The organism is Odoribacter splanchnicus DSM 20712, from assembly GCF_000190535.1.
GTDB classification, from domain to species: Bacteria; Bacteroidota; Bacteroidia; order Bacteroidales; family Marinifilaceae; genus Odoribacter; species Odoribacter splanchnicus.
Genome location: NC_015160.1, coordinates 1,906,499 through 1,933,157, shown reverse-complemented (window position 1 = coordinate 1,933,157; position 26,659 = coordinate 1,906,499). Strand labels below are relative to the sequence as shown.

Here is a 26,659-nt window from a genome sequence, read left to right as displayed (position 1 = left end):
GGAAAAATAGTTACACCCGATGAAATATCTCTGTATGTTTGTGGCGTTTAAAATTAAAACAAACAAATCTGAAAAAGGAGAGATTCGAAAGAATCTGACAATTATGAAAACAGGTAAAACCGAGTTGCCCCGATCGACGAGTGGGGCAGATGAGTTCTTTATTTTACAGGGAAAAAAACAGGGAGTGCGGATCGAGGGAGAGGGGTATGTCATCCGGGAATTCAGTTACTCCGATTGTGAATCCTTGGCAGAAAATGCCGATAACAACAAAATCTGGAATAACTTAATGGATAATTTTCCGCATCCCTATACCAAACAGGATGCATTCGATTACATCAGTATGGTAAAAGCCATGCCGGGCAAACCGATGCGTTTTGCTATCGAGGTTGAAGGAAAAGCGGTGGGAAGTATCGGATTCGGATCCGAAGGAGATGTAGAAAGAGTGACTGCCGAGGTGGGATATTGGATCGGGGAAAAATATTGGGGGCATGGCATTATGAGTAAAGTGTTGGAGGATATCACCGAATATGCTTTTCAAAATTTTCATTACGAAAAATTGTACACGATTGTATTCAGTACGAATCCCGCTTCTATGCATGTATCGCAAAAAGCGGGGTATCGACAGGAAGCTGTTTTGCATCATGCTGCAGTCAAGAATGGTCATTTGGTCGATTTTTATTATTTCTGTAAGATGCGTGAGCACGGGTAAGTTTTATATCCCTTTTTTATCCCTGACTTGATTAGAAGCCAGCTGACAGGCAACATATTCTCCGATATAAACAGCAGGAACAAACGAAGTAAAAGTTTCTCCGGTAAGACCGGTGTAAGGTATACCCTGTTCTGTAATGAAAAGCCGATAAGGTAACTCCCGGCGGTTACCGATCTGATAAAAATTGTGAAAACAAAATACAGGAAAATCGAAACTTTTCAGGAAGCAGGGAAGTATACTCTTAAAATTAAAAATGAATAGAATGAGAGGAGTATATTTATTCGGGGGATTACTACTTTTAATAATTTTGCAGGCCTGTCGCGAAGATGACAGTTACAAACCCTACCCTCCTGCGAAGGATTCGACCGGAAATATCGCAGTGGCTTTGGCGGGACGTGTCGGAACGGTGGTCGGAGAAAACTTGACTACTTACGTAAAATCGTTGAATCTTTTTCTTTTTCGGGAAAATACAACCGGTGATTATGTACTGTACCGGAATATGTTGTTGGATAAATCCCAACTGGAAGCATTGACAGAAAATACTATGAGTACTCAACCTGGTTTTACTGTACCCCGGGAGTTTGTTTTTGATTCTGTACCGCTGGCAAACTATAAAATCGTGGGAGTAGGGAATGTACAGGATTCCTTAGGCAATGCCTTGCCGAATGTTTCTTTACAGGGAGTGACCGCAGGAAGTACTTTAAATCAGGTACTGGTAGTGGTAAGGTCAGGAGAAGAAGCTTCCCGGTTGTTTTGGGGAAGTTCCGATGTGGTTCAGGTGGGAGCTACTTCCGAAACGAATCTGCCGGTATTGTCTCTTTACCGTAAGGTCGCTATGTTTGCTCTTACTTTAGAGAAAATACCCAGTGTTGTCGACCGGATCGATATGGATATTGAAATGGTAAATAGTTCTTTTAATATGAACGGGACCTTTCCGGGGAGGACAGGGAGTTATGTTTTTGTCTCTAATCAGTATCGGCAACAAGTAAAAGACAGCATTACTTTGACGTATGTGACGCTGCCGACCGTTGCGGGAGACAGCTCGACTTTTCTGACTACTTTTTATCTGGTAAACGGTCCTAAACAACCTATAACTTTACCTAAATATGTGCTGAAACCAAATACCATTACCAAGGTGACGGCTACTATCGACCCGGATCAGCCGGGAAATATCTGGAAAGTGAATGTGAATTCCCTGATCGATGTCGATGTCGAATGGAATGTGGATCAGGAACCACCGATTACGATTTAAATGCCAGATGATAAATGGTGGAGGGAGTGTCAGAGGAAGAGGGGGACGAAATTAAATGCTAAGATGAAACATCGTTAATTGGTAAATGAAGATCGGGTGGTATTATACGGTTGGGGTCTGGATGATAATTGTATTCAGTTTGGGCAGTTGTCAGGAGGAGCAGGTTGTCGAAGTAAAATCGGAGGAATTTTCCCTGCCTGTGACACTGGAAGTAGATGGGTATGCCCACATGGATAGTGCACAGGTTTTCTTTTTCCGAAAATTTCCGGATCGGGATAGTTTGGTGTTTCGTCAGATGGTTTACGATTTGGGTATGCAACCCCGACAAATTGATTTTACTTTGCCTTTGGGGGTTTATGATGTTCTTATTTTAGGGAATGTCGCGACGGACCGGATTTTTGAGCGGCCTCCTTTTTCACGGGACAGTATATGTTTTTTTTATACCGGCGAACAGGCCATACCTGCCATCTATTGGGGAGCCAGGCGTGTGATTGTCGGGGCCGATACGTTGGTGTCTTCCGCAATGTTGCTGATGACAGCAGCGGTAGAGGTGACGGTACAACAAGTACCGGCCGGTGTAGATCGGATCGATGTCGTGCTGACCAATACGGCTTGTGGATTCACTATGCGCCAGAATCTAATAGAACGACCGATCGAACCGGAATTGTCGGTATCGTTGACCGACGTGCAGGTGGATAGTTCATATACCGTAGAAATGTCTGGCTTGCCGTCTGTACAAAAATATGGACAAAGTCAGGTGGTGGTTCGTTGTTACGATACTGTGGGAAAATTGGTCTTTTCCGGCGAATCGGTTTCGTTTCCGTCCCAACAAGGGAGAAAGAGAGTGGTCAAATGTACTTTCCAGTCGGCTTTACAACATATAACCAGGGGGGTGACGAACTCCGGGTGGAATAATCGGGATTTGATTTGGCAATATGAGAAATAAAAGTATCGTCTGTTTATTGTTTTTGCTGGCCGCATGTACGACCCCCAAAATAGAACCACCCGAACAAACGAATCTGAATGTTCGGATGGCTGTAGAAGGTGCGGATAAATTCGAACATTATATACAGTCCCTGACTATTTATGCTTTTCGTCGGACAGCCGATCAGACCTATGTGTATGATTCGACTTTGGCGGTTTTGGATTCTGCCGGAATTGCAGTATTGGAAGGAGGCGGGGGAACGGGGTATGATAAGGTCTTTAAAATGAATGTGGCTGTTGGGGATTATCGCTTATTTTTCGTCGGAAATGCGAATGGCCGGATCGAAGGAAAACTGATTCCGGGAGTGACTTTACCTCAGGAAATCGTTATCCCCGGCAGGGACGACGGGAATGAGGATATTTATTTTTTGGGAAATGTGTATGTACGCATTGTAACCGAGTTCATGGAGCCGGTTTCTATTACCTTGTCTCGGGCTGTCGGGAAACTGATTCTTGTATTGAGACAAGTTCCGGCTCAATTGGATTCTATCCGGATGCAAATCGGGCATATCGCTTCTGAAATCGGTATAGACGGAACGGTGTCGGAAACTTCGACGACAATCCGAAAGGCTTGGAAACTGGATAGTATAAATGCTGAACTCAAAGATACAGTTGTATTGCAAGCCGTGACAATGCCGACGATGACGACTTCTTCTCCGTTTCAGTTAACGTTTATCACACAGGCCGGACAGGAGAAAACCAAAGATATGCCTCCGTTGATTTTTCGACCCGATAAATATATCCGGCTAACTGCTACGATTAATGACGATCCCGGGGCTTGGCTCAGCTTTAATCTGGCGGTGACTTATTTTATTTTTGATTATTGGGAAAATAAATATTTACCCGATATACCGCTAATTCCTGATAACAAATGAAAGCTGTTTGGTCGATCGGTTTATGTATGTTTTTATTGACAGCTTGTCTGCGGGAACATGACAACATGGAAGATTGCCGTGCAGATTTGTTTTTTAAAATGCAGGCAGTTCCTTATGTTTTCGAAGGGAGAGAGTTTGCCGGATACCGGTCTTATTATTTCTTTGTCGAGCAATTGGATTTGTTTCTTTTCGACGAAACAGCGATTACTTCTTCTTATCGGTATGATTATGCTTATTGTCGCCAGCATCCGGTTATTCCGGTAGCTTCAGAAACACCACCCCGTTGGTATCTGTTCGTTGCCAATTTGTACGATCCGAAAGAACTTAACTGGACTTTTCGGGAAGGGGAATTGCAAGCCTGGTTTTCGATTGTGGATCATGAAGAACCTCCGGTATTGCTGGCTGCTACTTCAAGGGTAGAAGCTTCGAAGGACTCGGTGTCGGTGGGGCTACAGATGATGGTGTCGCGTTTGGAAATTCAATTGACGAACCCACCGGCCTGGGTTACGGGGATAGAGGTGACGGTGAGAGATATTGCAGCTACGGTATCTACCGATTTTATTTTGGGCGGTACTACACATATTACCAAGCAAATCGGATTTGACAATCAGGGAATCGGTGATTATTGGTTCGGAGTGAATACTTTCCCGACTTACCGGGATAAAACGGCTTATCTGAGCATCGGCATGCAGGGAGGAAACGAGGTCACCCCTATAGAGATCGAAGATCAGCGTCTGCATTTGATTCCCGGAGTGATTACCCGGTTGAGTATAGAATTTGAGACAGATGAAAAAATGATTATTTCGATCGAAATCGATGGGAAGTGGGAAATCATAGACGGAGGAAATATTATTATTTGAATGAATGGTTATTTATTAAAAAAGAGTATTTATGGAGAATTTATGGGCTTTGATCAAAGGAAATTTGCCGGTTTTTGTGATGTTTTATGCGAGTTGGTGTCCGCATTGCCGTAAAATGTTACCTATCGTCCGGAAGCTGGAGAATAACAAGCATTTGAATTTGCAATGCTTCGATATCGATGATCCGGCTAACCGGCGGTTGGTAGATTATTATCAGGTGCAGGCTGTCCCCTTGATGATGATATACAAAGCCGGAGAACAACTTTGGAGATGGAATGGCGAGATCGAAGAGGAAGAGCTGATGCAGACTCTGAAGAGATTATTGAAATAGGCTTATTTTACTCTTCCTCCCTGTTTCCATGTTTTTCGGTAATAATCTTCTTTCAGGTTACTGATGATGACTCCCCTGGAAGTAGAAGCATGGATAAAATAGCCGTTTTTAAGGAATAGGCCGACATGGTTTATTCCTTTTCTTTTTTTCCGGGAAGTATTGAAAAATACGAGATCACCACTACTTAAATCGCTTTTCATGATTTTACGGCAGTTGCGGGTGGCTATACCACTACTGGAACGTTCGAGGGATCGATGATAGACTTGTTTGTAAATCTGATTCACCAACCCGGAGCAGTCGACTCCTTTCCGGGTGCTACCTCCATAGCGGTAAGGGGTTCCCAGCCATCGGGCCGCTTCCGAAAAAAGACGCAGATCGTCTTTACGATTGACTTTAAAACCCAGTTGGTGGGATAGTTGGCTCGTCTGAGTCGCCGTTTGGCCGAGTCGTTTCGTGCTGTTACAGGAAGACAGGAACAGGCTGCAAAAGAAACAACATCCGATCAGAATATATCTCATCATGCCCGGACTATCTTATGAATTTTTTTGAATCATATATTCGTTGATACCTAAATTTTTATAGGTTTTCATTAATTCTTCGTCATTGTCTGTGATAACAAGAAGTTTATCACCGATATCTAAACCGGTACCTCCTCTTGGGATAAAAAAGTTATTTCCCCGTTTAACCATAACTACCAGTGTATTGTCCGGTAGACTCAGGTCCATCAGACGGTTTCCGTTGGCCAGCAGGTTGTCCGCAACTTCGATTTCTGACATGGCCGATTTGATTTCTTCCGGTAGTTCCATGCCGAAATCATTACCTTGTTTGGGTTCTTTTTCCGATAAGTTCAACAAGTTAGCCATATAGCTGACTGTGGTTCCCTGGATCAACAGAGATACGATCGTAATGAAAAATACGACATTGAAAATCAGGGAAGCATAGGGAATCTGGGCGATCAGCGGATAGGTGGCGAAAATGATCGGAACGGCGCCCCGGAGACCGACCCAGGAAACATATACTTTGGCTTTGGTACTCATTTGCCTGAAAGGAGCCAGGCATAAAAAGACACTGATGGGACGTGCCAGAATGATCATGAAAAAACCCACCAATAAACCCAGTCCTGCAATGGGCAGCAAGTCACGTGGATTGACCAGTAAGCCTAAGGTAAGGAACATGACGATCTGGAAAAGCCAGGTGAATCCATCGAAGAAGGTGGTGACGCTTTTCTTGTGCTGAATCTTGTGATTGCCTACGACCAACCCCGCGATGTATACGGCCAGGTAGCCATTTCCCTTCACCAGCTCGGTGATAGAGAAGATAAAGAATACACAGGCTAACAGTAGAATGGGATAGAGAGATTGGTTGCCGATATTCAACCGGTTCATCAGCCATACGGCCATTTTTCCCAGTAAGAAACCGGCTACGGCTCCGACACTCATCTGAACGATAAACATCAGGAAGGAATACCATAGGTTTGTTTCACCTGCAGGAGTTTGTATAATTTGGATGAGCAATAACGTCAGCATATAAGCCATGGGATCGTTACTTCCGCTTTCGAGTTCGAGCATAGGACGGAGTTGTTCTTTCAATCCTTGTTTTTTACTTCGCAGGATGGAAAATACCGACGCCGAGTCGGTAGATGACATCACTGCTGCCATTAGCAAAGATTCAGTCAGCGTGAGAGCAGAAAAATCGGATACGAGACCGGTAATCCAATAAATAAAGAAACCGGTAATGGCTGTTGTCAGTGCCACCCCGAGGGTGGCGAGTATGACTCCTTGGCCCAGTACAGGTTTGATTTCTGTGTATTTGGTATCCATACCACCCGAAAACAAGATGATACTCAGAGCAATCATACCGATGAACTGCGCTCCATGAGGATTATTGAATTGTATTCCCAAGCCGTCGCTACCGAATAACATACCTACACCGAGGAATAATAACAGAACGGGAACTCCGAAACGAAAACCGGCCTTACCGGCGATAATACTGAAAAAAAGGAGAACAGCTCCTATCAATAGGATATTGCCTGTGTCGATGATCATAGGATAGTAGAAATGAAAAATTTAATAACTCATACAAAAATACAAATAATATGCCAATGTATGTGTTTCTATTTTAAATTCATATACCGAAAAAGTTGTTAAAGTTTTGAATTGAATACTAATTGTTCCGGGGGTATGATTTTTTTTAAATTCCGATCTTTTGTCTTGGTATTTCTGTATTTTTAATTATTTTTGATAAATCAAAATGATTGTGAATTTGAAGATTCGAAGCATTACCTGTAGGATAGGAAGGGGGATTTTAGGTTTCCGGAGTTTTGAATCAGTAATTAATATTCTAAAAGTATGGATCAAATAAAATTAGAAGAATTGGCCGTAGCTTATCCGGATCAGGAAGATCTGGTCCAGGTTTATAAAGAGTGGGGGGATTCTGCGTATTTGCAGGAACTTTTTAAAGTTTTAGACAGTTACGAGCCGGATTGGAATAAAGAAAAGGAATTGGGAAGTTGGGCGGCAGAGTTTTTGCTGGATATCCTGGAAGAAGAAGAGTGGGAGGAGATGACTCCGGAAGAAAGGACAGACCGTTTTAATGAATTATTGGACGAAAGATATGAGGATTTTCGTAGTAGTCATCAGTTTGCCCGGATCAATAATATTAACCTCTACCTTCAGGAAGGGGAAGACCTGGATGCTGTTTTGGCCGAGGGGGACGAAAAGGTTATGTTTCCCAAATTGGGCTTGTAAAGCTTGGGACGAATGGATATAAAAAAAGTCCATGAAAGAATTTTTCATGGACTTTATAATGATTAAGCTTCGATTTCGATCATCGGAGCATCGGCAGCTACAGTAGTACCTTCTTTTACCAACAAACGTTTTACAGTACCTGCATAGTCGGTTGCGATACTGTTTTCCATTTTCATGGCTTCGAGTATGACTACAGTCTGACCTTTGGTTACCGTATCGCCTGGTTTTACGGTGAAGCGTAAAATACTACCCGGCATCGGTGCTTTTACTGTCTTACCGGTGATCGGTTCGTTTTTCTTCTCTTCAGCAACCACTTTTTCTGCCTGGGGTGCGTCAGCTTTATGCTGTGCTTCATAAGCAGCTACTTTCTGTTTAGTCAGGAAGTTTTTAGCTACCTGCGGGAAGAGTTCGAGCAACAATACTTCTTTCTCATTGGCAGCCAGTTTCACTCCGCCTGCTTCCGGTAATTCGGGGTTTGGCTGCATTTGGTATTTGCTGGTATCGTAAGGGATTTCCTCGCGGGTACCTGCTATTTTCAGACGGAATTCGGGATCTACAGGGACCGGAGTTTTTCCATATTCCCCTTTCACCAGGTTCACAAATTGATTGGAAACATTGCTGTACATCGGTTTCCCGGCTTTAATATCCAGAGCACAGTTAACCGCTTGTGCACCGACGATCTGGCTGGTAGGAGTTACCAAAGGAGGCAATCCGGCTGCTAAACGTACGGTCGGAATCAATTCCATAGCTTTTTCCAGAATATCCATAGAATTCAATTGTTTCAGCTGAGCGACCATATTACTGTACATACCACCGGGAACTTCGGCTTTCTTTACCAATTCATTGGGTTTCGGGAAATTGAAATAAGCCTCGATAGCATGACAAGCATTCAATAAAGCTTCTTCGTTGTTTGCTTTGGCAGCTTCGATCGCTTTATCGAATTCTTTGTCGATTTCAGCTGGTAACTGGTCTGTCAACGGGTTGAACGGATTCGGGAATTGCTTGCTGGCATCTACCGCTTCCAGTTCTTTACGGATGCCGTAAAGCTCTTTGTTGATTTTAGCAACGGCTTCCATGTTGACGTCCAGTTCGACACCTAATTTCTTACAGAATATATAAACCAGTTCGATAGCAGGGGCTCCGGTTCCGCCGGCAAAGTTCCAGATATTGGTATCGACGATATCTACGCCTTTGATGATAGCCATCAGGACGGCACCCAATCCATAACCCGGGGTACAGTGAGTATGGAAATCTACCGGAATAGACAGATTCTGTTTGAATAACGGAATTAATTCTGCAATCCGTGAAGGTTGGATCAAACCACTCATATCTTTGATGGTCACCATGTCGGCTCCCAGGGCAGCCATTTGTTTTGCTTTGTCCAGGAAATAGGCGTTGGTAAATACAGGTTCCGGATTCTTTTTACCTTTCAATTTGTCGAGTAAGCCCAGTTTCGGATATTTCGGGTCGATGGTGTAACATACTGCACAGTCGGCAATTCCACCGTATTTCTTCACATATTTAATGGTCGATTTGACGTTGTTCACATCGTTCAATGCATCGAAAATACGCATGATTCCTAAGCCCGATTCGATCGAATTGCGGCAGAAACCTTCGATAATTTCGTCTGTGTAAGGAGCATATCCGAATAGGTTACGACCTCTGGATAATGCTGTTAATTTGGATACATTACCCACTACGGCTTTGATTTTTTCCAATCTATCCCATGGATTTTCATTCAGGTAACGCATTACTGAATCAGGAACAGCTCCTCCCCAAACTTCCATTGCATAGAAGTTTGCATCTTTATAAAACGGTAATACCCTGTCGATCTGCTGCTGAGTCATACGGGTTGCAAAAGAAGATTGCTGGCCGTCTCTCAAAGTAAGATCTCTGATTAATAATTTTTGTGCCATAACTTGAGTGTTTGTATTTTGTTATTTTGATTTGTACAAACATATTAAATTTAAACGACAACTTCTAATAAAGTGGCAAGAAAATATAGAAAAAATTCATTAATTGTTTGTGAGAATTTGTTTCTGCTTCTAAATTGTAAGTGAATGGCAATATTTTTGACTTTTTCTTTTATTTATAACGTTTGTTTCGCTATGTTTGCCGAATTGATTTATTCGACTATGGAAAAAATTGCTGTATTTCCCGGATCCTTTGATCCTTTTACGGTCGGGCATGAAGAGATCGTAAGAAGGGGCTTGAAATTGTTCGATAAGATTATTATTGCTGTCGGTGTCAATCCCGTTAAGAAGGAATTTCTCGATACGGATTGTCGTATTCGTTTGATTAGAAAGGCTTTTGAAGATACCGATCGGGTGACGGTAGAACCTTATTTCGGTTTGACCGTAGATTTTTGCAGGCAGGTGAATGCCCACATCATTATCCGGGGCCTGAGGACGGCGGCCGATTTTGAATACGAACGTGCTGTCGGACAAGCTAACCGGGCCATGGATGGACGTATCGAGACGGTCTTTGTGCTGACCTCGACCGAGCATACATTTGTAAGTTCGACGATTGTCCGTAATATTTATTTGAACGGCGGGGATGTCACCCGTTTCTTACCGGAACGTTTGACAACCGAGGATTTGAGGGAATGTGAAAAGGGAGGTTAAAGAAAAGTTCGGCGGAATATGAAGAGCAGAAAATGGAAAAAAATCAGTGCCCTGCTGTTTCTGGGGATTGCCCTGCTGTTTCTGCTGATGCCGACTTATATGCAGGAGGCTTTGATTCACTGGTTCCCGGATATTTCGGATACCTATATTTTTCCGTCGGATACGGTGGGAAAAGCTGATTCCTGCTGGGAATGGCCGGTGGCCAGGGACGCCAATCGATACCGGATGACCGACGACGAAGAGGCGTATCTCGAAAAATACGGAACGGTGGCTTATCTCGTCATTCAGGACGATAGTATCCGGTATGAGGAATACCGGGAAGATTGGACACCGCAAAAGCTTTCCAATATATTTTCCGCTACCAAAAGTATTGTCGGCCTGCTGGTCGGCATAGCTTATGACGAAGGATTTATCGAAAGTCTGGATGATAAAGTCAGCAAATATTTGCCTGAATTCGGGGAGGGGGATAAAATTACGATCCGCAATCTTTTGACGATGAGTTCGGGATTGGACTGGGATGAAGCCTATACCGCCCTGATTTCGAAAACCACTCAGGCTTACTATGGTGATCGGATCCGGGATTTGATTATGGATTTGAAAGTAGTCGAAGAACCTGGAAAAAAGTATTCCTATAAAAGCGGTGATACTCAATTACTTTCATTTGTGCTCGAAGCAGCTTTAGATAAGGTGCATAAAGAGAAGGAATATGAGTGGGGGATCTTTAAGACAGAAGTGAAAGTCCATAGCCCGGTGAGTATCAGTGAATATGCTGAAAGAAAATTATGGAAACCCCTGGGAGCCTGCAACGACGCTTTGTGGAACCTGGACCGGGAAGACGGGGATGAGAAAACATATTGTTGTTTCAATACGACGGCCCGGGATTTGGCGCGGCTCGGACGTTTGATTCTGAATAAAGGAAATTGGAACGGCCGGCAGCTGATCTCCGAAACTTATCTGAATGAAGCGATAACTCCAGCCGGATATCTGGAAAATGAGTTCGGAGACGGATCATTGGATTATTATGGTTTTCAAATCTGGATTATGCATTACAAAGAGATGCGGTTTCCTGCGTTTCGGGGGCTAGGAGGACAGTATATGTTCGTCATTCCTCAGAAAAATGCTATCGTGATTCGTTTGGGGCATAAACGCAGTGACGAATATATCCGGGAGAAAACGATCGATATGGATGCTTATCTCGATATTGCTTTTAAGATCCTGGAGTGAGAGGAAAACAAAAAAGCTGCCCTTAAGGCAGCTTTTAATGGGTTATATTTTCCTATTACCAGGCGAACATCGGACGGGGATTCATCATCGTATTGACTTCTTTCTTCACTTCTGCAATGACGTTTTCATCGTCGATATTCGACAGGATCCGGTCGATCATGTCGACGATCACTTTCATATCCTCTTCTTTCAGACCACGGGTTGTAATAGCCGGAGTTCCGACACGGATACCGGAAGTCTGGAACGGAGAACGGCTGTCGAAAGGCACCATGTTTTTGTTGATCGTAATGTCGGCTTTTACCAGGGTATTTTCAGCTTTTTTACCGGTCAGTTCCGGGAATTTAGTCCGCAGGTCGATCAGCATGCAATGGTTGTCTGTACCGCCTGAAACCACTTTATATCCTTTATCCATGAAAGCTTGTGCCAAAACTTTTGCGTTCCTCTGCACTTGTTTTGCATATTCGGTGTAAGAATCAGACAACGCTTCTTCGAAAGCAACAGCTTTAGCTGCGATGACATGTTCGAGCGGTCCGCCTTGCTGTCCCGGGAATACTGAAAAATTGATGACTTGTGACATCATCTTGATTTCTCCTTTCGGCGTTTTCAATCCCCAGGGATTCGGGAAATCTTTGGGAAGTAAAATCATACCTCCACGCGGTCCGCGTAAGGTCTTGTGCGTGGTGGTCGTTACAATGTGGCAATATTCGAACGGATTGTTCAGCAAGCCTTTGGCGATTAAACCGGCCGGATGAGCCATATCATACATCAATATAGCACCTACTTTATCGGCGATTTCACGCATCCGTTTATAATCCCAGTCACGGGAATAAGCAGAAGCTCCCGAAACGATCATTTTCGGTTTATGTTCGAGTGCCAGGCGTTCCATTTCATCATAGTCTACCAGACCGGTATCTTCTTTTACATGATAAGCGATCGGTTTATAGTTGATTCCTGAAAGGTTGACAGGTGATCCGTGAGACAGGTGACCTCCGTGAGCCAAATCCAGTCCCAGGTAAGTATCGCCCGGTTTCATACAAGCAAAAAATACGGCAGCATTGGCTTGTGCTCCGGAATGAGGCTGCACGTTCGCATATTCGGCACCGAATAATTTACATGCCCGGTCGATCGCCAATTGTTCGGTCTGGTCGACGATCTGGCAACCACCGTAATAACGGGCTCCGGGATAACCTTCTGCATATTTATTAGTCAGGCACGAACCCATGGCTTCCATGACTTCATCACTCACAAAATTTTCAGAAGCAATCAGTTCGATTCCTTCTTTTTGACGCTGGCACTCCTTTTTAATCAGGTCAAATATAACGGTATCTCTTTCCATAGTTAAGTAGTTAAAAATATTTTTGTCAAAATTAAATTAAATCCTTTTCCAAAGCAAAGCATTTCAAACTTTTATTTGCTGAAAAGTTTTGAATTGAAAGTGATGTAATCGGTTAGATATTTTTTGAATTTTGTATCTTTGTACCCAATAGAATGTGAACAAACAGAATTGAAAAACATGGAAAATCCTTTTGAAGAACAGCAGAACCAGTTTCAGCGCCCGACTTTTTTATTGGTATTGTGTATTCTTACCTTTATCGGTAGTGGTTGGGGAACTTTATCCAATTTATTTTCCGTATTTACAGCCGGATTGACCGATTCATCGATGCAGATGGAACATTATTCTTCCATGCTGAACGGTATGGACCAGGGGGGCGATTCTGCCGTGCTTTCCGATATCCTGAGTTCGACCATGGCGAGTTTACAGGCCACTTTTGTACATGCTAAAGAGATTGCTGTCATAAACCTGGTGTTGAGTGTGATTAGTTTGCTGGGAGCTATTCTGATGTTTCAATTGCGCCGTATCGGTTTTTATTTCTATACGGCGGCTCAAATCCTGATGTTGTTTGTGCTGCCTTATTTTGCCGGTTTTAATTTTATGGTACTTGCCGGTATGTTGTTTTCTGCTATTTTTGCTGTTATCTTTATCGTGATGTATGCCTTGAATTTAAAATATATGCGTTGAACTGGGAAGTATGAAAATAGACGCGTCTGTCATACAAAGATTATCGCAAGGAGATAGGGAGGCCTATACGGCTGTTTTTCGGGAATACTATGCTCCGTTGGTGGTCTATAGCAGTCGTATTGTCAAGGAACGGGAGATCGCGGAAGATATTGTTCAGGAGTTCTTCTGTTATCTGTGGAAACAACGCCGGCAATTGGCAGAAATGCATTCGTTTACAACTTATTTATACCGTTCAATACACAATCGTCTGTTGAATTACTTGCGCGACCGGCGCGGGATTCCGATAGAGGATCAGGATATGCTGAAAGAAGATGATTTTGTCGGTCGGATGATGGAGGAGGAAGTATATCGCGAACTTTATGACGCCGTCCGCCGTTTGCCCGCCCGTTGTCGTGACATCTTTATCTTGAAATTGGATGGAGCGGACAACCGCGACATTGCCCGTCAGTTGGATATCACAGAAGAAACCGTGCGCAGCCAATTGCGCCGGGGAAAGGAAATCCTCCGGCGGAAGTTGACAGCGGCATTGGGGTTGAGTTTGTTTATTCTGATATGTCAGGGGCGTTTCGGGAAATGGATAGACAGCGAATAGAAATATTACTCAAATAAATTTATATTTTTTCGTTTCCTTTTGCACGTTTTTTAAACTTTTGTGTCTATATAATATATAGCGTTAAGTTATGCAACAGAAGTTTGAAAAGATACGGGATTTATTAGTGCGTGAAAAGTGGGACGAAATAATATATAGCGTTAAGTTATGCAACAGAAGTTTGAAAAGATACGGGATTTATTAGTGCGTGAAAAGTGGGACGAATTGACGGCCGATGAGCGGCAGATGCTGGAGGAGTGGCGACAGGAAGAGGAAAGCCACGAACAACTCTATCGTCGTTTGGCGGAACCGGGGGCTCTCCGGCGGCATTTCGATGAATTGGCGGCCGTTGATACGGAGCGGGCGTTGGCGTACAACCGGAAATTATTACAGCGTTACGCCCTCCGGCGTGTTGTGCGGTGGAGTCTGCCTTATGCGGCTGTCGTGGCGATTGTGGCGGGCGTGTGGCTACTCTTTCCCCGGACGGAATCTCAGCCTCGTGTAACAGAAACCATTGAAAAAATCGAACCGGGAATCCGACGTGCCGAGTTGGTGCTGGCAGACGGTTCGGCTGTGGAACTCTTGCCGGATATGCAGAAAACACTGGAAAGCGAACAGGAAAAGGTCGTCATTGCCGGCAATACGGTAGATTATACCGGCTCCGACGAGAATTCGATGCCTGTTTCGCAACATTTGATCCGTACACCCTGCGGTGGTGAATATTCCCTGACTTTGGCAGACGGCACAAAAGTGTGGCTGAATGCTATGTCGGAATTGAAATACCCGACCCGTTTCAATGGCAATACCCGTTGCGTGGAGTTGAAAGGCGAAGCCTTTTTCGAGGTAAAGCCCGATGCACAGCGTCCTTTTTACGTTAAAATCGACAACTATGAGGTGAAAGTGTTGGGCACCTCTTTCAATGTGAAAGCATATGACGACGATGACAGTTGGGCAACGACCCTTTGCATCGGTAAAGTGGAGATGACGGATGTCCACACCCGCGAAAGCATAGAGCTTCTTCCGGGACGGCAGGCGGTGTGCGACCGTCAGACCGGTAACGTGGAAGTGAAAGAAGTGGATACAGAACTGTTTACAGCCTGGATCCGTGGAGAGTTTCGCTTCGATAATACCTCCGTGGAAGAAATTTTCACAATTCTGCAACGCTGGTACCACATCGATGTGTTTTATACCAATGATGCCGTGCGCAGAGAAGTCTTCACCGGTAAGTTACCGCGGTTTGAAAACCTGCAGGTCATTCTCGACTTGATGGAGAATGTCAGTCCCCTGCACTTTGAACGGAAAGGAAATACAATTTTTATACAATAAAAGAGGAGCGATAGTAACTACCACATTAGCTGTCATCCCCTCTCTGATTATTAACTTTAAAGTTTTACAAAATTATGGAAAAACATCCGAATTTGGAAGTCGGACGAGCGCCGATTTCCCTTCAATGGAGAAAAAAACTCATCATGGTGATGAAATGTTTGTTTTTTCTGCTATTGGTCTGTCATTTTAATGTGTTCTCGGAAATCAGTGCCCAGCGCGTTGCCCGTTTCCGGATGGAAAATGCCGATTTGAAAAGCTGCATCCAGCAGATTGAACGGCTTACCGGCATCGGTTTCCTGTATAACGGCAGGGAACTGGAGCAAATCAAAGGCATCACGCTTGATTTGCAGAACGTAGAAATCAACACGATTTTGAGTCGTTTGCTCGAAGGTCCCGGCTACACGTATGAAATCGTGAACGGCGTCGTTGCCATCAAGCGGGCTGTGACGGTGAATAATGTCGATTTACCGCAAGCAGAGAAGCGGACGGTGCGCGGCGTGGTGAAAGATAGGGATGGTATGCCGTTACCGGGCGTTTCGGTCCTTGTCAAAGGCACTTCCTCCGGGATGGCGACCAACGTTGACGGTCGTTTCGAAATTAAGGTAAACGACGATCCGAATGTAATGCTGGTTTTTTCGTTTATCGGAATGAAAAGTCAGGAAATGAAAATTGGTCAAGCAACTACGTTGAATGTCGTCCTTGAACCGGAAAACAAAGCTTTGGAAGAAGTGGTAGTCACCGGTTACCAAACCATCTCCAAAGAGCGGGCCACCGGTTCGTTCGATAAAGTATCCGTGGAGGTACTCAATTCACGGCCTTCTTCCGACCTTTCCAATATGCTACAAGGTGTAGTTGCCGGGATGCAATCCACTGAAAATGAAGACGGCTCGGTCAATTTCCTGATTCGAGGTACCAGTTCGCTCTATGCCAATACAGAACCATTGGTGGTAGTTGATGGTTTTCCTATTGAGGGTACCTTCAGCAGCATCAATCCCAATGACGTAGAGAGTGTCACTGTATTGAAAGATGCTGCTGCAGCCAGCATTTGGGGTGCCCGTTCGGCCAATGGTGTAATCGTTGTAACCACAAAAAAAGGGAAGCAGGGCAAACTGAATGTAGAGGTACAGGGCTTTTACCGTTTCAATATACGCCCCGACCTGGATTACATTTTAGCGCAAGCTGATAGCAAAACGACGGTGGATTATGAACTCATGGCTGTAAAAAACGGATGGTTCCTTTCGGAATTCACACCTTCTCCTACCAGCATTGCAGGCAGTTTGCCCATTTCGCAGGAATATTATTATGCCAACAAGTATTACGGAATGTCCGAGGCGGAGATGAACACAAATCTTGACCGTTTGCGGCGGACGGACAATCGGAGCCAATTGAAGAAGCATTTGATGCAGACACAGGCATTGCAGCAGTACAATGTCAACCTTTCGAGCGGTACGGAAAAAAATACAACCTATGCTTCGCTGATGTATGAAAAGAACGATGAAGCTACCATCAAACGCGGCTATGAACGTTTTATGGTAAACTTTAATAATACCTATAAATTCACACCTTGGCTGGCGGCGAGTGTAGCTGGTACGTTTCAACGGAAAAAAGCGGAAACCAGTGGTGTTACGGTCGCTGAACTTCGTAATTTGGCTCCTTATGAACTGCTGTTGGAAGAGGACGGGAGCTATGCCTACAACGTGGGGTCTTGGAACCGGTTGATTGCAGAAGATCTGAACCTGCAAAACCTGCCTTACAAGGATCTTTCCTACAATATGTTGCGCGAGGTGTGCAACCGGAAATATACGACGGAAACCACCCGATACCGTTTTAACGTCGGGCTGAATGCCAAAATCTGGCGCGAACTTGTTTTTGATACCAAGTTCCAGTATGAAAAGAATGTCGCCGATACCCGGCAGTACGACAATGAGGAGACGGACTATGTGCGCCAAATGGTGAATTACTATACCGACTACGATTTGAGCGGTGATGTGTTGAAAAATCAGTACATCCCTTCGGGAGGCATTATCCGCAGCAGCAAAAATTCCAACGAAAACTACGTTTGGCGAAACCAGTTGAGTTACAACGAAACGTTCGGAAAGCATGACGTAACGGCTTTGGCTGGTATGGAAATCAGCGAATATAAAACATCAGGCACTACTTATCCTTATGTAGTGGGTTACAATGAAAAGACCAACACCTCCCTGCCGGCTTACTACGGTAGCAAGGAATCGGCAAAGACTATTGTCGGTTATCCTGATTACTACAATACATTGGCTACGATAGTGCAGACGACTTACTCCGACCGGGTGGACCGCTATTTCTCTTATTTTGCCAATGCGGCTTATATGTTCGACGGCAGATACGGGGCATCGTTTAGTATCCGGGCGGACGGTTCCAATTATGTAACCGATGACAAGTCCCTCCGGTGGTCGCCCATGTGGTCGGCCGGGCTCAAATGGAACATGTCCAATGAATCGTTTCTGGAGGCCGCTTCTTCCTGGGTGGATCGCCTGACCCTGCGCTTGACTTACGGTATCAACGGTAATGCAGAAAAGAGCACCTCCCCCCAGACGTTGATTTCTACCAGTGCCAACGTGACGACGGGAACTAACGTATCTCGTGTGACCAGTTACGGTAATCCCTTATTGCGTTGGGAAGAGACCTATACGACTAATGTCGGGGTGGATTTCTCTTTCTTTAAAAATGCACTTTCCGGTAAGGTGGAATATTACAACCGACTGGGGAAATACATCATCGGAACGGTGACTGTTCCTTCCGTATATGGAAGCAAAGAACAAAGGTTCAACAATGCCGAAATTCTGAACCGGGGTGTAGAACTGGAACTGACCGGTCAGGGACAGGTTCGTTCGATTGGTTTGAATATTTCGTCGACTGTGACGTTTGCCTATAACAAAAATAAAGTACAGAAACTGTTCTACCCGTCGCTTTATTGCCATCAATTGGCTTATGCTTCTGATCCTTCAAACGGTTATTTCATCGAGGGCAAACCGGTGGGTGCTGTTTACAGCTATGATTATGCCGGAGTGCGCGATGGAGTGCCGCACGTGAAAACTATGGACGGGAATGAATGGACGTTCAACGATTTGACGCTGCATAACCGAACCTTGGGATTGGATAAGATGTATTACGGGGGGACTACCATTGCTCCCGCTTCATTCGGATGGGCGAACTCGTTCAGTTGGAAAGGGTTGAACCTTTACGTTTATATGACCGGTAATTTCGGCGGTAAGTTCCGGGCGCCGACAGCCGAATCGGTTCCATTGGCCAATTCGAAAAACACGATCTCCAAGTTTATTACCCGGTTGATGGAAAGCGATGGGACCACTTTCCCTACTTTACCGGCACCGGGCGATTACATGTGTTATCGTTGGGGCCGCTATTTGCCTTACTTGCGCGGCAATGTGGAGGATGCTTCGTTCATCCGTTTAAAAGAAGTCACGTTGAGCTACTACCTCCCGGAGCAGTGGTTGCGCTCTATCCGTTTGCAGAAGGCCAAAGTATTCGTACAGGCCCGTGACTTGGGAATGGTATGGACGGCCAACAAAAACAACTACGACCCCGAATGGTTGCCTGGCACCAACAAACCCAGCACCAGCTTTACTTTTGGAGCCAGCTTTAACTTTTAATAATTAGGAGGAAAAAGATATGAAAAAGCATTTATTGAAATTATCGTTCCTGATAGTCACGGCGAGTATGTTCTGTGCGTGCGATTCGTTTTTGGACAAGCAGCCGTCGGCAACGAGCGACGCCCCTATTACCGAGGTATCGCAATTGCTTTCCCTTTATGATTATGTGACAAACACGTATGAATACGATTATCCCGGAGTGTATGCCACCGATGATTACGGTGTGCCCTTGGCACTGTACGATGCTAGTCCCATTACTTTTGGGGCTGATCAGATGAGTTTGTATGCCTTGAGCAGCGAAGTTATGGAAACAACGACAGGCAATAACGTTTGGGAATACGAATACGCCAAGATATTCAATGCCAATACGATCATTGCCTCTGTTGGTTCTGTAAACGGTTCGCAGGAAGAAAAAGACGAGGCGTTGTGCAATGCCTATTTGATGCGAGGCTGGTCGTTTTTCCGCTTGGCTACCGTCCACTGTCTGCCATACAGTGAGGCCAACCGCAGCGAGATGGGGCTGCCGTTGCGTTTGGGTACGCTTTTCACAGAGGATATCTCGCGTGCTACGCTGGGGAAGACCTTTGACCGGATTCTTGATGACTTCCGCGAGGCGGAAAAATACTGTGTGGTGGACCGGGTACAGGAAGGCTTTGCCTGGAGGGCGTCCAAATGTGCCATTTACGGAGCTTTTGCCCGCGTGTATCTTTACATGAACGACTATGACAATGCGACTACCTACGTGGACAAGGCGTTGGCATTAGCTCCGGGACTGTATGACTATAACAATCTGGATTGGGCAACACCGGTGCCTTATCCTGCCACTGGCACGATGGCGGAGGATACACTGCACTATTGTGAAACCCACAACTGGAATCTGCAAAAAATCTATAAATGGTCAGAATGGATTTATATCCGTCTGCAATATCTGGCGACGCAATGGCATTCCCCGTCACAGGAATTGTTGGATTGCTATGTTGACGGGAAGAACGACCGCCGTTTCGACCTTTTCTATGTGGAACATGGTAATCGCCGTTTTTCAGTAGCTTATGACTGGTATCGCTACAACCAACTTTATGATGACCGCTATGCCATTTCCGGTTTGACTGCCGCTGAGTTGGTACTGATGAAGGCAGAATTGCAGGCACGTAGTGCCAATTGGCAGGACGCCTTGGTTACACTGGCACCGTTGCGTGAAGCCCGCTTTCTTCCCGGAACGGCTACGGTATTGACCGCCGCTTCGCAGAGCGAAGCTTTAAAACAGGTGTTGCTTGAACGTCGCCGTGAAATGCCTTTTACACTTCGTTTGATGGATATCAAGCGTTTTGCTGCCAGTGTGACACCCGATGATGACGTAACCATCCGACGGGAATTTTACAAGGTTACCCAGAGTGGGGTAGACCCCTCCCAAAAGGTACAGATTAACGTGAAAGGAGACGACCGTCGTTTGGCCATTCCTATTCCGCAGCAGGATATCCAAAATTCGCAAGGTGCCATTGTGCAGAATCCATTTTAACAACAGATGCTATGTCGGCAGGAGTTTCCTATGCCGGCATGGCTTTTAACTTTGAAATTATGAAAAACCTATTTTGTTTGTGCATATTGCTGTTGATAGGCAGTATGCAGATGAGTCGTGCATCGGATAAAATAGAAAAACAACCGTTGAAAGTCCTGTATGTCGGCGGTTCGGCGGATATACAGGTTTTGAACGAAACAATTAGCGACAGTACGGCTTTGCGCAAAAGCATTGCCGATCGGACAGCGGCATTCGGGGAGATGCTCCGACAGTATTTCCAGACTGTGAAAGTCGTTGCGGCGGAGGATTGGACGCCGGAAATGTCCCGGGCATACGATGTGACCGTGATGGATGGCCGGCCAAAAGCCATCAAACCCGCTTGGCAGGAAAAGGACGCTTCCGGTAAAGTAATCGCTTACCACAGTGCGGTCTATTTGCCGGAAAGTTTTGACCGTCCGATGGTCACGATTGCCGAGGTGGGGAATACCGTCGGGCGCGGCATCGGCTTGAAAAGCGATTGGTATTGTTTGTGCTTGGATGCCGATGCCCACCATTGGCGGGCAGAACACCCGATTTTCAAGGGACCTTTTCCGGTAAAGATGACGGTACGCATGTGTCCGACACCTTCGGATGCTTTTCATTATGCCTATTTTATGGATGAGCCTGTACCGGATTCGGTTCTGATGTGGAAAGTGCAGAACAAAGGTTATCAGACGCACGAAGGTTTTCGGGTAGGGATGGTGGCTCGTCCTTGGGGCTTTGAAGATTCTCCGGACGCGGAATATATTTCCAGTGGCGTTTGCGCCAAAACATTGGATGCAGTGGCTATTGGCCGTCACGGGAACTTCCTGCATTGGGGATTTGCCGCTTCGCCGGCAGATATGACGGAAGAGGCAAAGACGGTATTTGCCAACGCGATTGTCTACATTTCCCGTTTTGCCGGACAGAAACCCTTCGTCCGGAAATACAACGATCGCATTGCTACCCGCGAATATGTGAAAGAGCAGCTTTACTTGTCAACCCGGGAAGCTTGGCAAGAGAGGGTGAAAAGCGATGAAGAGTTTGCTGCAGAGGGTTTAAAACTGAAAAAAGTGGTTCAGGAAAAACAGAGGCGTGGTGAGAAATTGAACCGCAGGGAAGAGATGTTCCTAAACTATGAACCGCAACCGCCGATGAGTTATGCCGATATGTTGAAACGTTACCAGGGAGAGCTGTTCGATTTGTTTGGCGAGGACGAAGCGGCCTATGCCCGTTATTACCGTGAGAACATAGATTATTTTTATGGAGGTGAAGGCATGTATGTGCTGAGTATTGACGAAGATGTGAAGAGCCTTGGCATTCCCTATAACGACAAACGCTTGCTTGATACTGCCATCCGGTTGCTGGAAAAAGGGAAAGAGACCGAAAAGGCCAACCGCATCCTGCATCGCTATACCCTTTGCCGCTTTGAAGCTCCGCAGGAGTGGCGGACTTGGTATGAGAAGAACAAAGAGCGTCTTTTTTTTACGGAATCCGGGGGCTGGCTTTTTATGGTGAATACTCGCGAACCTGATCCTGCCAACGATTACAGCGCACGTTATGCACAACCGGTACAGGAAACATCGTCCCGACCGGCCGCCACGGATGACCGGAATCCTGTGCAGATGGTTGCAGGGCTTGAAAAGGCAGCGAACGGCAACCGGGAGATTGTGGTCCGCCTGAAAATCCATCCGGGCTATCACATTTATGCTTATGTTGCTGAGAGCGATCCCTTTGTTACCACGCAGGTAGAGCTCCAATTGCCGGAGGGGTGGACGATTGTCGGTAAACCGAAACTCCCTTCCGCCAAGTCGTATAATAAACAAGGTACCACCGTTTATGAAGATGAAGCCATTTTCCGGTACGAAATCTCCGGTAGTGGACAAGGGGAAGCAAAGTGTACCGTCAGCTATCAATGCTGTGACGCACACATCTGTTTTCCACCGATTGAAAAGGAATTGAAAGTAATGTTGAAATAAAGTGTCATAACTAATGAAAGGAATCATAAGAAAAACAATTTTAGGCATTTGGTTTTTCGGTGGATTGTCCGCTTGCACATCGAAACCGCATTTTACCATAGAAGGCTCGTTGGACGAGAAAGTGGACGGTGAAGCTTACATCGTCGGCTATCCTGGCTGGAATAAAAAACCGGATACCTTGGCGCGGGCTGAAATCCGGGACGGGAAATTTACGTTGACCGGTTCACTACCCGATACCATGGAAGCGGGACTTTATATCACCGGAGAGAAAACCTATGCGATACTTTTGCTTGAAAATGCCGATTACCGGGCGCATCTTCACTTGAAAAATCCTGAGGCCAACCGAGTGGAAGGTCCGGAGCTGCAATTGCTATTTGCTACCTATCAGGCCATCGGTAACAAGACGGCCGGACAAACGAATGAATTGCGCAACCGTTACTACTCTGCCCGTCAGAAAAACGATACGGCTACCATGAATGAGGTTATGAGAACCATGGGGAAATTGGGGGAGCAGACCGGTCGTGAACAGGAACAATTCCGGGAGGCGCATAAGGATGGTTTTTTAGCTGCCTATCTGTTGAACAAACGGATGTACCAATATCAGAACATAGAAGATTTACAGCGGGAATACGATCAATTGGGTGCTTCTGCCAAAGCGATGAAACTGACGCGGCAAGTGGTAGAGCGTTTGGACGAAATGGCTGCATTTGCCCCCGGCAAAAAGGCTCCGGATTTTACGCTTCCAACACCCGAAGGGGATTCTTTGTCCATGTATTCCATCCAAGGGAAAGTGAAAATCCTCGATTTTTGGGCGTCGTGGTGTGCTCCTTGTCGGGCGGAAAATCCCTACATGGTGGAACTTTATAAAAAATACCACCGGCATGGATTGGAAATCTTGAGTGTTTCATTGGACCACCAGCAGGCTCCTTGGGTGAAAGCCATTGCGGATGACCACCTTTCTTGGAACCATGTGATGGATACTCAAGATGTCTCTCGAGGCATGTATAAACTGCTTTGCGGTATTCCCCATGTGATTGTACTTGACGAAAACAATGTCATTGTCGCCAACGGTATTCGCGGAAAGCAATTGGATATAAAACTGAAAGCAATTTTCGGAAAGTAGAGCTATCCTCTATTAGCAGGCTGCCGGACTCTTGAAGTGAAGTGCCCCCAAAAAGTTGGACATAAAACTTTTTGGGGGCATTTCATTGTTAGACAGTCCCTTTTTATTGGGGTTATCCACCGAAGTTGTCGTACATAACATTTTCGTCGGGAACTCCCAGATCGTACAGCATTTTGGTTACTGCCTGGATCATCATTGGAGGTCCGCACAAGTAGTATTCGATATCTTCGGGGTTCTCGTGGTTCTTCAGATAGTTCTCGAAGATCACCTGGTGTACGAAGCCCGGTTTGTAGGCCACGCCGGCAGCATCTGCTACAGGGTCGGGACGGTCGAGGGCTAGTGTCCAATGGAAATTCGGATTTTCTTCCTGGATCTTATTGAATTCATCCACGTAGGGAGCTTCCTGCAGAGCACGTGCTCCGTACCAGAAGGTCACTTTACGGTCTGTATGTATCGTATGGAACAGGTTGAAGATGTGTGAACGCATCGGAGCCATACCGGCACCACCACCGATGAACATCATCTCGTTGTTGGTTTCGCGCAGGAAGAATTCTCCGTAAGGACCGGAAATCGTTACTTTATCTCCCGGTTTACGCGAGAAGATGAAAGAAGAACAGATACCCGGATTTACCGGAGCAAAAGCGCCTGCCGCACGGTCGAACGGCGGAGTGGCGATACGGATGTTCAACATGATGATATTGCCTTCTGCCGGGGAATTGGCCATAGAGTAGGCCCGGTAGGTCGGTTCGGGATTATGCATCTTCAGATCGAACATTTTCATCTTTTCCCAATCGCCTTTGTATTTTTCATCGATGATCATGTCCTTGAAGTCGACATCCAAGGCAGGTACATCGATTTGAATATAACCTCCGGATTTGAATTTCAGATTTTCACCTTCCGGCAATTTTACAACGAATTCTTTCAGGAAAGTAGAAATATTCCGGTTGGAAACTACGGTACATTCCCATTTTTTGATTCCCATCACGGATTCCGGAATACGCATTTCGATATTTTCTTTCACTTTCACCTGACAAGCCAGACGCCAGTTTTCGTGCTGCTGTTTGTAGGAGAAGAAACCTGTTTCGGTCGGGAGGATAGAACCTGCACCCGAATCTACCTGGCATTTACACATACCACAGGAACCTTTACCACCACAGGCCGAAGGCAGGAATATTTTCTGGCCTGCCAGGGTGGACAACAGTGAGCTGCCCGGTTCGGTTGTAATGATCCGGTCGCCATTGTTAATGCTGATTTTCACATCCCCTTTGGCGGTCAGTTTGGCTTTGGCAAACAAAAGGATACCCACCAGAATCAGGATGACAATCAGGAATACCACAATGCCGGTAGTGACGATTGTTGTATTTATTGCTAATAGTACCATTTAATTTTAAATTTTAGATTTTAAATTTTAAATTATTCTGCATCGGCATTGCCTTCATTTTGTGCTGAAGCCATCTGATCTTTTTCAGTCAGGTAACCGGTGACGGTCTCTTTTTCACCATAGGAGGATACCTGTGCCGTCGTTTCGGTTTGTGCCGGCTGAGCTTTCAGTTTATTCAGGTCGATACCCAGGAAACTCATGAAAGAGATAGCCATCAGTCCGGTCACGATAAACGTGATACCGATTCCCCGTAATGGAGCCGGAATGTCGGAATATTTCAGTTTCTCCCGGATAGCGGCAATACATACGATAGCCAGCATCCAGCCGATACCTGAGCCCAAACCGAATGTCGTCGCTTCGAGTACACTGCCGTAGTTCCGCTGTTGCATAAACAGGGAAGCTCCCATGATAGCACAGTTTACAGCGATCAGAGGCAGGAAGATACCCAATTGGTTGTACAAAGCGGGAGCAAATTTCTCGACGATCATTTCCACCAATTGTACCATAGCAGCGATGATGGCGATGAACATGATAAAACTCAGGAAGCTCAGATCGATTCCGGCAGCTTCATCCCCGAGCAACCATTGTAAAGCACCGGGTTTCAACACATAGTTGTCTAACAGATAATTGACCGGAACGGTGATGAACAATACGAAAATAACAGCGATTCCCAGACCGAAAGAGGTCTTCACAGTCTTCGATACGGCCAGATAGGAACACATGCCTAAGAAATAGGCAAAGATCATATTGTCGATGAAGATGGAACGGACGAATATATTTAATAGATTTTCCATATCTTATTTTTACTTTAATTATTTTTCTATTAAATCTTTATTTCTGGAACGGTGTACCCAGATAATCAGTCCGACAAGAATCAAAGCCATGGCCGGCATAATCATCAAACCGTTATTGAGATAACAACCGCCGTTCTGTACATACCACGATTCCGGAATAATACGGAAACCGTAAAGTGTACCCGAACCGAGCAGTTCACGGAAGAAAGCTACGATCACCAGGATCAGGCCGTACCCCAAACCGTTACCGATACCGTCCAGCAAAGAAGGCCAGGGTTTATTGGCGAGGGCGAAAGCTTCGATACGCCCCATGATGATACAGTTGGTGATGATCAATCCGACATATACGGACAGCTGTTTGCTGACATCGTAAGCGAAAGCTTTCAACAGCTGATCGACGATGATTACAAGAGCGGCCACAACGACCAATTGTACGATGATACGGATACGGGTCGGAATGGTATTTCGCATCAGCGAAAGGATCACATTCGAGAAAGCGGTTACGGCCGTTACCGAAAGCCCCATTACGATGGCAGGCTCCAGCTTGGCAGTAACAGCAAGGGCAGAACAAATACCCAGGACCTGTACGATAACCGGGTTGTTCTTACTCAGAGGACCGAGCAGGAATTCCCGGTTCTTAGCTGAAAATAATGCGCTCAT

At 45.5% G+C, this 26,659-nt stretch carries 22 protein-coding genes and 1 pseudogene; 16 read left to right on the top strand and 7 right to left on the bottom strand.

Annotated features, from left to right (window positions below):
* The first annotated feature begins 103 nt into the window (after positions 1 to 103).
* The 6 genes from ODOSP_RS08120 to ODOSP_RS08095 all read left to right on the top strand — a co-directional run bounded on the left by ODOSP_RS08120 (position 104) and on the right by ODOSP_RS08095 (position 5,011).
* Positions 104 to 709, top strand: coding sequence for a GNAT family N-acetyltransferase (locus ODOSP_RS08120; RefSeq protein ID WP_228026167.1), 606 nt, complete (start codon positions 104 to 106; stop codon positions 707 to 709).
* Between the two features lie 262 nt (positions 710 to 971).
* Positions 972 to 1,961, top strand: a complete 990-nt coding sequence (locus ODOSP_RS08115; protein ID WP_013611859.1) for a FimB/Mfa2 family fimbrial subunit — start codon at positions 972 to 974, stop codon at positions 1,959 to 1,961.
* Between the two features lie 85 nt (positions 1,962 to 2,046).
* Positions 2,047 to 2,907 carry a hypothetical protein gene (locus tag ODOSP_RS08110; protein WP_013611858.1) on the top strand — a complete coding sequence of 287 codons (861 nt, stop codon included), beginning with the start codon at positions 2,047 to 2,049 and terminating at the stop codon, positions 2,905 to 2,907.
* A complete protein-coding gene (locus ODOSP_RS08105) occupies positions 2,897 to 3,820 on the top strand; it encodes a FimB/Mfa2 family fimbrial subunit (RefSeq protein ID WP_013611857.1) in 924 nt (307 codons plus the stop codon). The genes ODOSP_RS08110 and ODOSP_RS08105 overlap by 11 nt, the downstream gene beginning before the upstream one ends.
* Positions 3,817 to 4,680 (top strand): hypothetical protein, encoded by an 864-nt coding sequence (locus ODOSP_RS08100; protein WP_013611856.1) that lies wholly within the window; start codon positions 3,817 to 3,819, stop codon positions 4,678 to 4,680. The genes ODOSP_RS08105 and ODOSP_RS08100 overlap by 4 nt, the downstream gene beginning before the upstream one ends.
* 31 nt (positions 4,681 to 4,711) lie before the next feature.
* A complete protein-coding gene (locus ODOSP_RS08095; RefSeq protein WP_013611855.1) occupies positions 4,712 to 5,011 on the top strand; it encodes a thioredoxin family protein in 300 nt (99 codons plus the stop codon).
* Between the two features lie 2 nt (positions 5,012 to 5,013).
* Here ODOSP_RS08095 and ODOSP_RS08090 read toward each other — a convergent pair whose 3' ends face one another.
* Together ODOSP_RS08090 and ODOSP_RS08085 are read right to left on the bottom strand one after the other, a co-directional pair.
* Positions 5,014 to 5,532 carry a C40 family peptidase gene (locus ODOSP_RS08090; RefSeq protein WP_013611854.1) on the bottom strand — a complete coding sequence of 173 codons (519 nt, stop codon included), beginning with the start codon at positions 5,530 to 5,532 and terminating at the stop codon, positions 5,014 to 5,016.
* Positions 5,533 to 5,544: 12 nt separating this feature from the next.
* Positions 5,545 to 7,056 carry a potassium/proton antiporter gene (locus ODOSP_RS08085; protein ID WP_013611853.1) on the bottom strand — a complete coding sequence of 504 codons (1,512 nt, stop codon included), beginning with the start codon at positions 7,054 to 7,056 and terminating at the stop codon, positions 5,545 to 5,547.
* A 303-nt stretch (positions 7,057 to 7,359) separates the two neighbouring features.
* On the opposite strand from ODOSP_RS08085, the gene ODOSP_RS08080 reads away from it, so the two are divergent.
* A complete protein-coding gene (locus ODOSP_RS08080; RefSeq protein ID WP_013611852.1) occupies positions 7,360 to 7,758 on the top strand; it encodes a hypothetical protein in 399 nt (132 codons plus the stop codon).
* Positions 7,759 to 7,820: 62 nt separating this feature from the next.
* On the opposite strand, the gene ODOSP_RS08075 is transcribed toward ODOSP_RS08080, so the two are convergent.
* Positions 7,821 to 9,674, bottom strand: coding sequence for a biotin/lipoyl-containing protein (locus ODOSP_RS08075; RefSeq protein WP_013611851.1), 1,854 nt, complete (start codon positions 9,672 to 9,674; stop codon positions 7,821 to 7,823).
* 144 nt (positions 9,675 to 9,818) lie between these two features.
* Here ODOSP_RS08075 and coaD point away from each other — a divergent pair, with 144 nt between their 5' ends.
* Both coaD and ODOSP_RS08065 read left to right on the top strand, forming a co-directional pair.
* A complete protein-coding gene (coaD, locus tag ODOSP_RS08070; protein WP_013611850.1) occupies positions 9,819 to 10,382 on the top strand; it encodes a pantetheine-phosphate adenylyltransferase in 564 nt (187 codons plus the stop codon).
* A gap of 18 nt (positions 10,383 to 10,400) precedes the next feature.
* Positions 10,401 to 11,606, top strand: a complete 1,206-nt coding sequence (locus tag ODOSP_RS08065; protein ID WP_013611849.1) for a serine hydrolase domain-containing protein — start codon at positions 10,401 to 10,403, stop codon at positions 11,604 to 11,606.
* A gap of 55 nt (positions 11,607 to 11,661) precedes the next feature.
* Here ODOSP_RS08065 and glyA read toward each other — a convergent pair whose 3' ends face one another.
* Entirely contained in the window at positions 11,662 to 12,942 is a 1,281-nt protein-coding gene (glyA, locus tag ODOSP_RS08060; RefSeq protein ID WP_013611848.1) for a serine hydroxymethyltransferase, read from the bottom strand.
* A gap of 177 nt (positions 12,943 to 13,119) precedes the next feature.
* Here glyA and ODOSP_RS08055 point away from each other — a divergent pair, with 177 nt between their 5' ends.
* The 7 genes from ODOSP_RS08055 (at position 13,120) to ODOSP_RS08025 (ending at position 23,824) form a co-directional block, all read left to right on the top strand.
* Positions 13,120 to 13,626, top strand: coding sequence for a hypothetical protein (locus ODOSP_RS08055; RefSeq protein WP_118577236.1), 507 nt, complete (start codon positions 13,120 to 13,122; stop codon positions 13,624 to 13,626).
* Between the two features lie 10 nt (positions 13,627 to 13,636).
* Entirely contained in the window at positions 13,637 to 14,218 is a 582-nt protein-coding gene (locus ODOSP_RS08050) for an RNA polymerase sigma factor (protein WP_013611846.1), read from the top strand.
* A gap of 165 nt (positions 14,219 to 14,383) precedes the next feature.
* The gene (locus ODOSP_RS08045; RefSeq protein WP_013611845.1) at positions 14,384 to 15,541 is read left to right on the top strand and encodes a FecR family protein; all 1,158 of its coding nucleotides are present in this window, start codon (positions 14,384 to 14,386) and stop codon (positions 15,539 to 15,541) included.
* Between the two features lie 74 nt (positions 15,542 to 15,615).
* Positions 15,616 to 19,188, top strand: a complete 3,573-nt coding sequence (locus ODOSP_RS08040) for a SusC/RagA family TonB-linked outer membrane protein (protein ID WP_013611844.1) — start codon at positions 15,616 to 15,618, stop codon at positions 19,186 to 19,188.
* Positions 19,189 to 19,207: 19 nt separating this feature from the next.
* On the top strand, positions 19,208 to 20,704 hold the full coding sequence (locus tag ODOSP_RS08035; RefSeq protein WP_013611843.1) for a RagB/SusD family nutrient uptake outer membrane protein: 1,497 nt from the start codon (positions 19,208 to 19,210) through the stop codon (positions 20,702 to 20,704).
* 59 nt (positions 20,705 to 20,763) lie between these two features.
* Complete coding sequence (locus ODOSP_RS08030; RefSeq protein ID WP_202194963.1) at positions 20,764 to 22,701, top strand: protein-disulfide reductase DsbD N-terminal domain-containing protein; 1,938 nt, start codon at positions 20,764 to 20,766, stop codon at positions 22,699 to 22,701.
* 13 nt (positions 22,702 to 22,714) lie between these two features.
* Entirely contained in the window at positions 22,715 to 23,824 is a 1,110-nt protein-coding gene (locus tag ODOSP_RS08025) for a TlpA disulfide reductase family protein (RefSeq protein WP_013611841.1), read from the top strand.
* A gap of 112 nt (positions 23,825 to 23,936) precedes the next feature.
* On the opposite strand, the gene nqrF is transcribed toward ODOSP_RS08025, so the two are convergent.
* The 3 genes and pseudogenes from nqrF to ODOSP_RS08010 all read right to left on the bottom strand — a co-directional run bounded on the left by nqrF (position 23,937) and on the right by ODOSP_RS08010 (position 26,659).
* Complete coding sequence (nqrF, locus tag ODOSP_RS08020) at positions 23,937 to 25,205, bottom strand: NADH:ubiquinone reductase (Na(+)-transporting) subunit F (RefSeq protein WP_013611840.1); 1,269 nt, start codon at positions 25,203 to 25,205, stop codon at positions 23,937 to 23,939.
* Positions 25,206 to 25,381: 176 nt separating this feature from the next.
* Positions 25,382 to 25,999, bottom strand: a pseudogene (gene nqrE / locus ODOSP_RS08015) (NADH:ubiquinone reductase (Na(+)-transporting) subunit E); the annotation flags it as partial.
* 18 nt (positions 26,000 to 26,017) lie between these two features.
* A complete protein-coding gene (locus ODOSP_RS08010; RefSeq protein ID WP_013611838.1) occupies positions 26,018 to 26,659 on the bottom strand; it encodes an NADH:ubiquinone reductase (Na(+)-transporting) subunit D in 642 nt (213 codons plus the stop codon).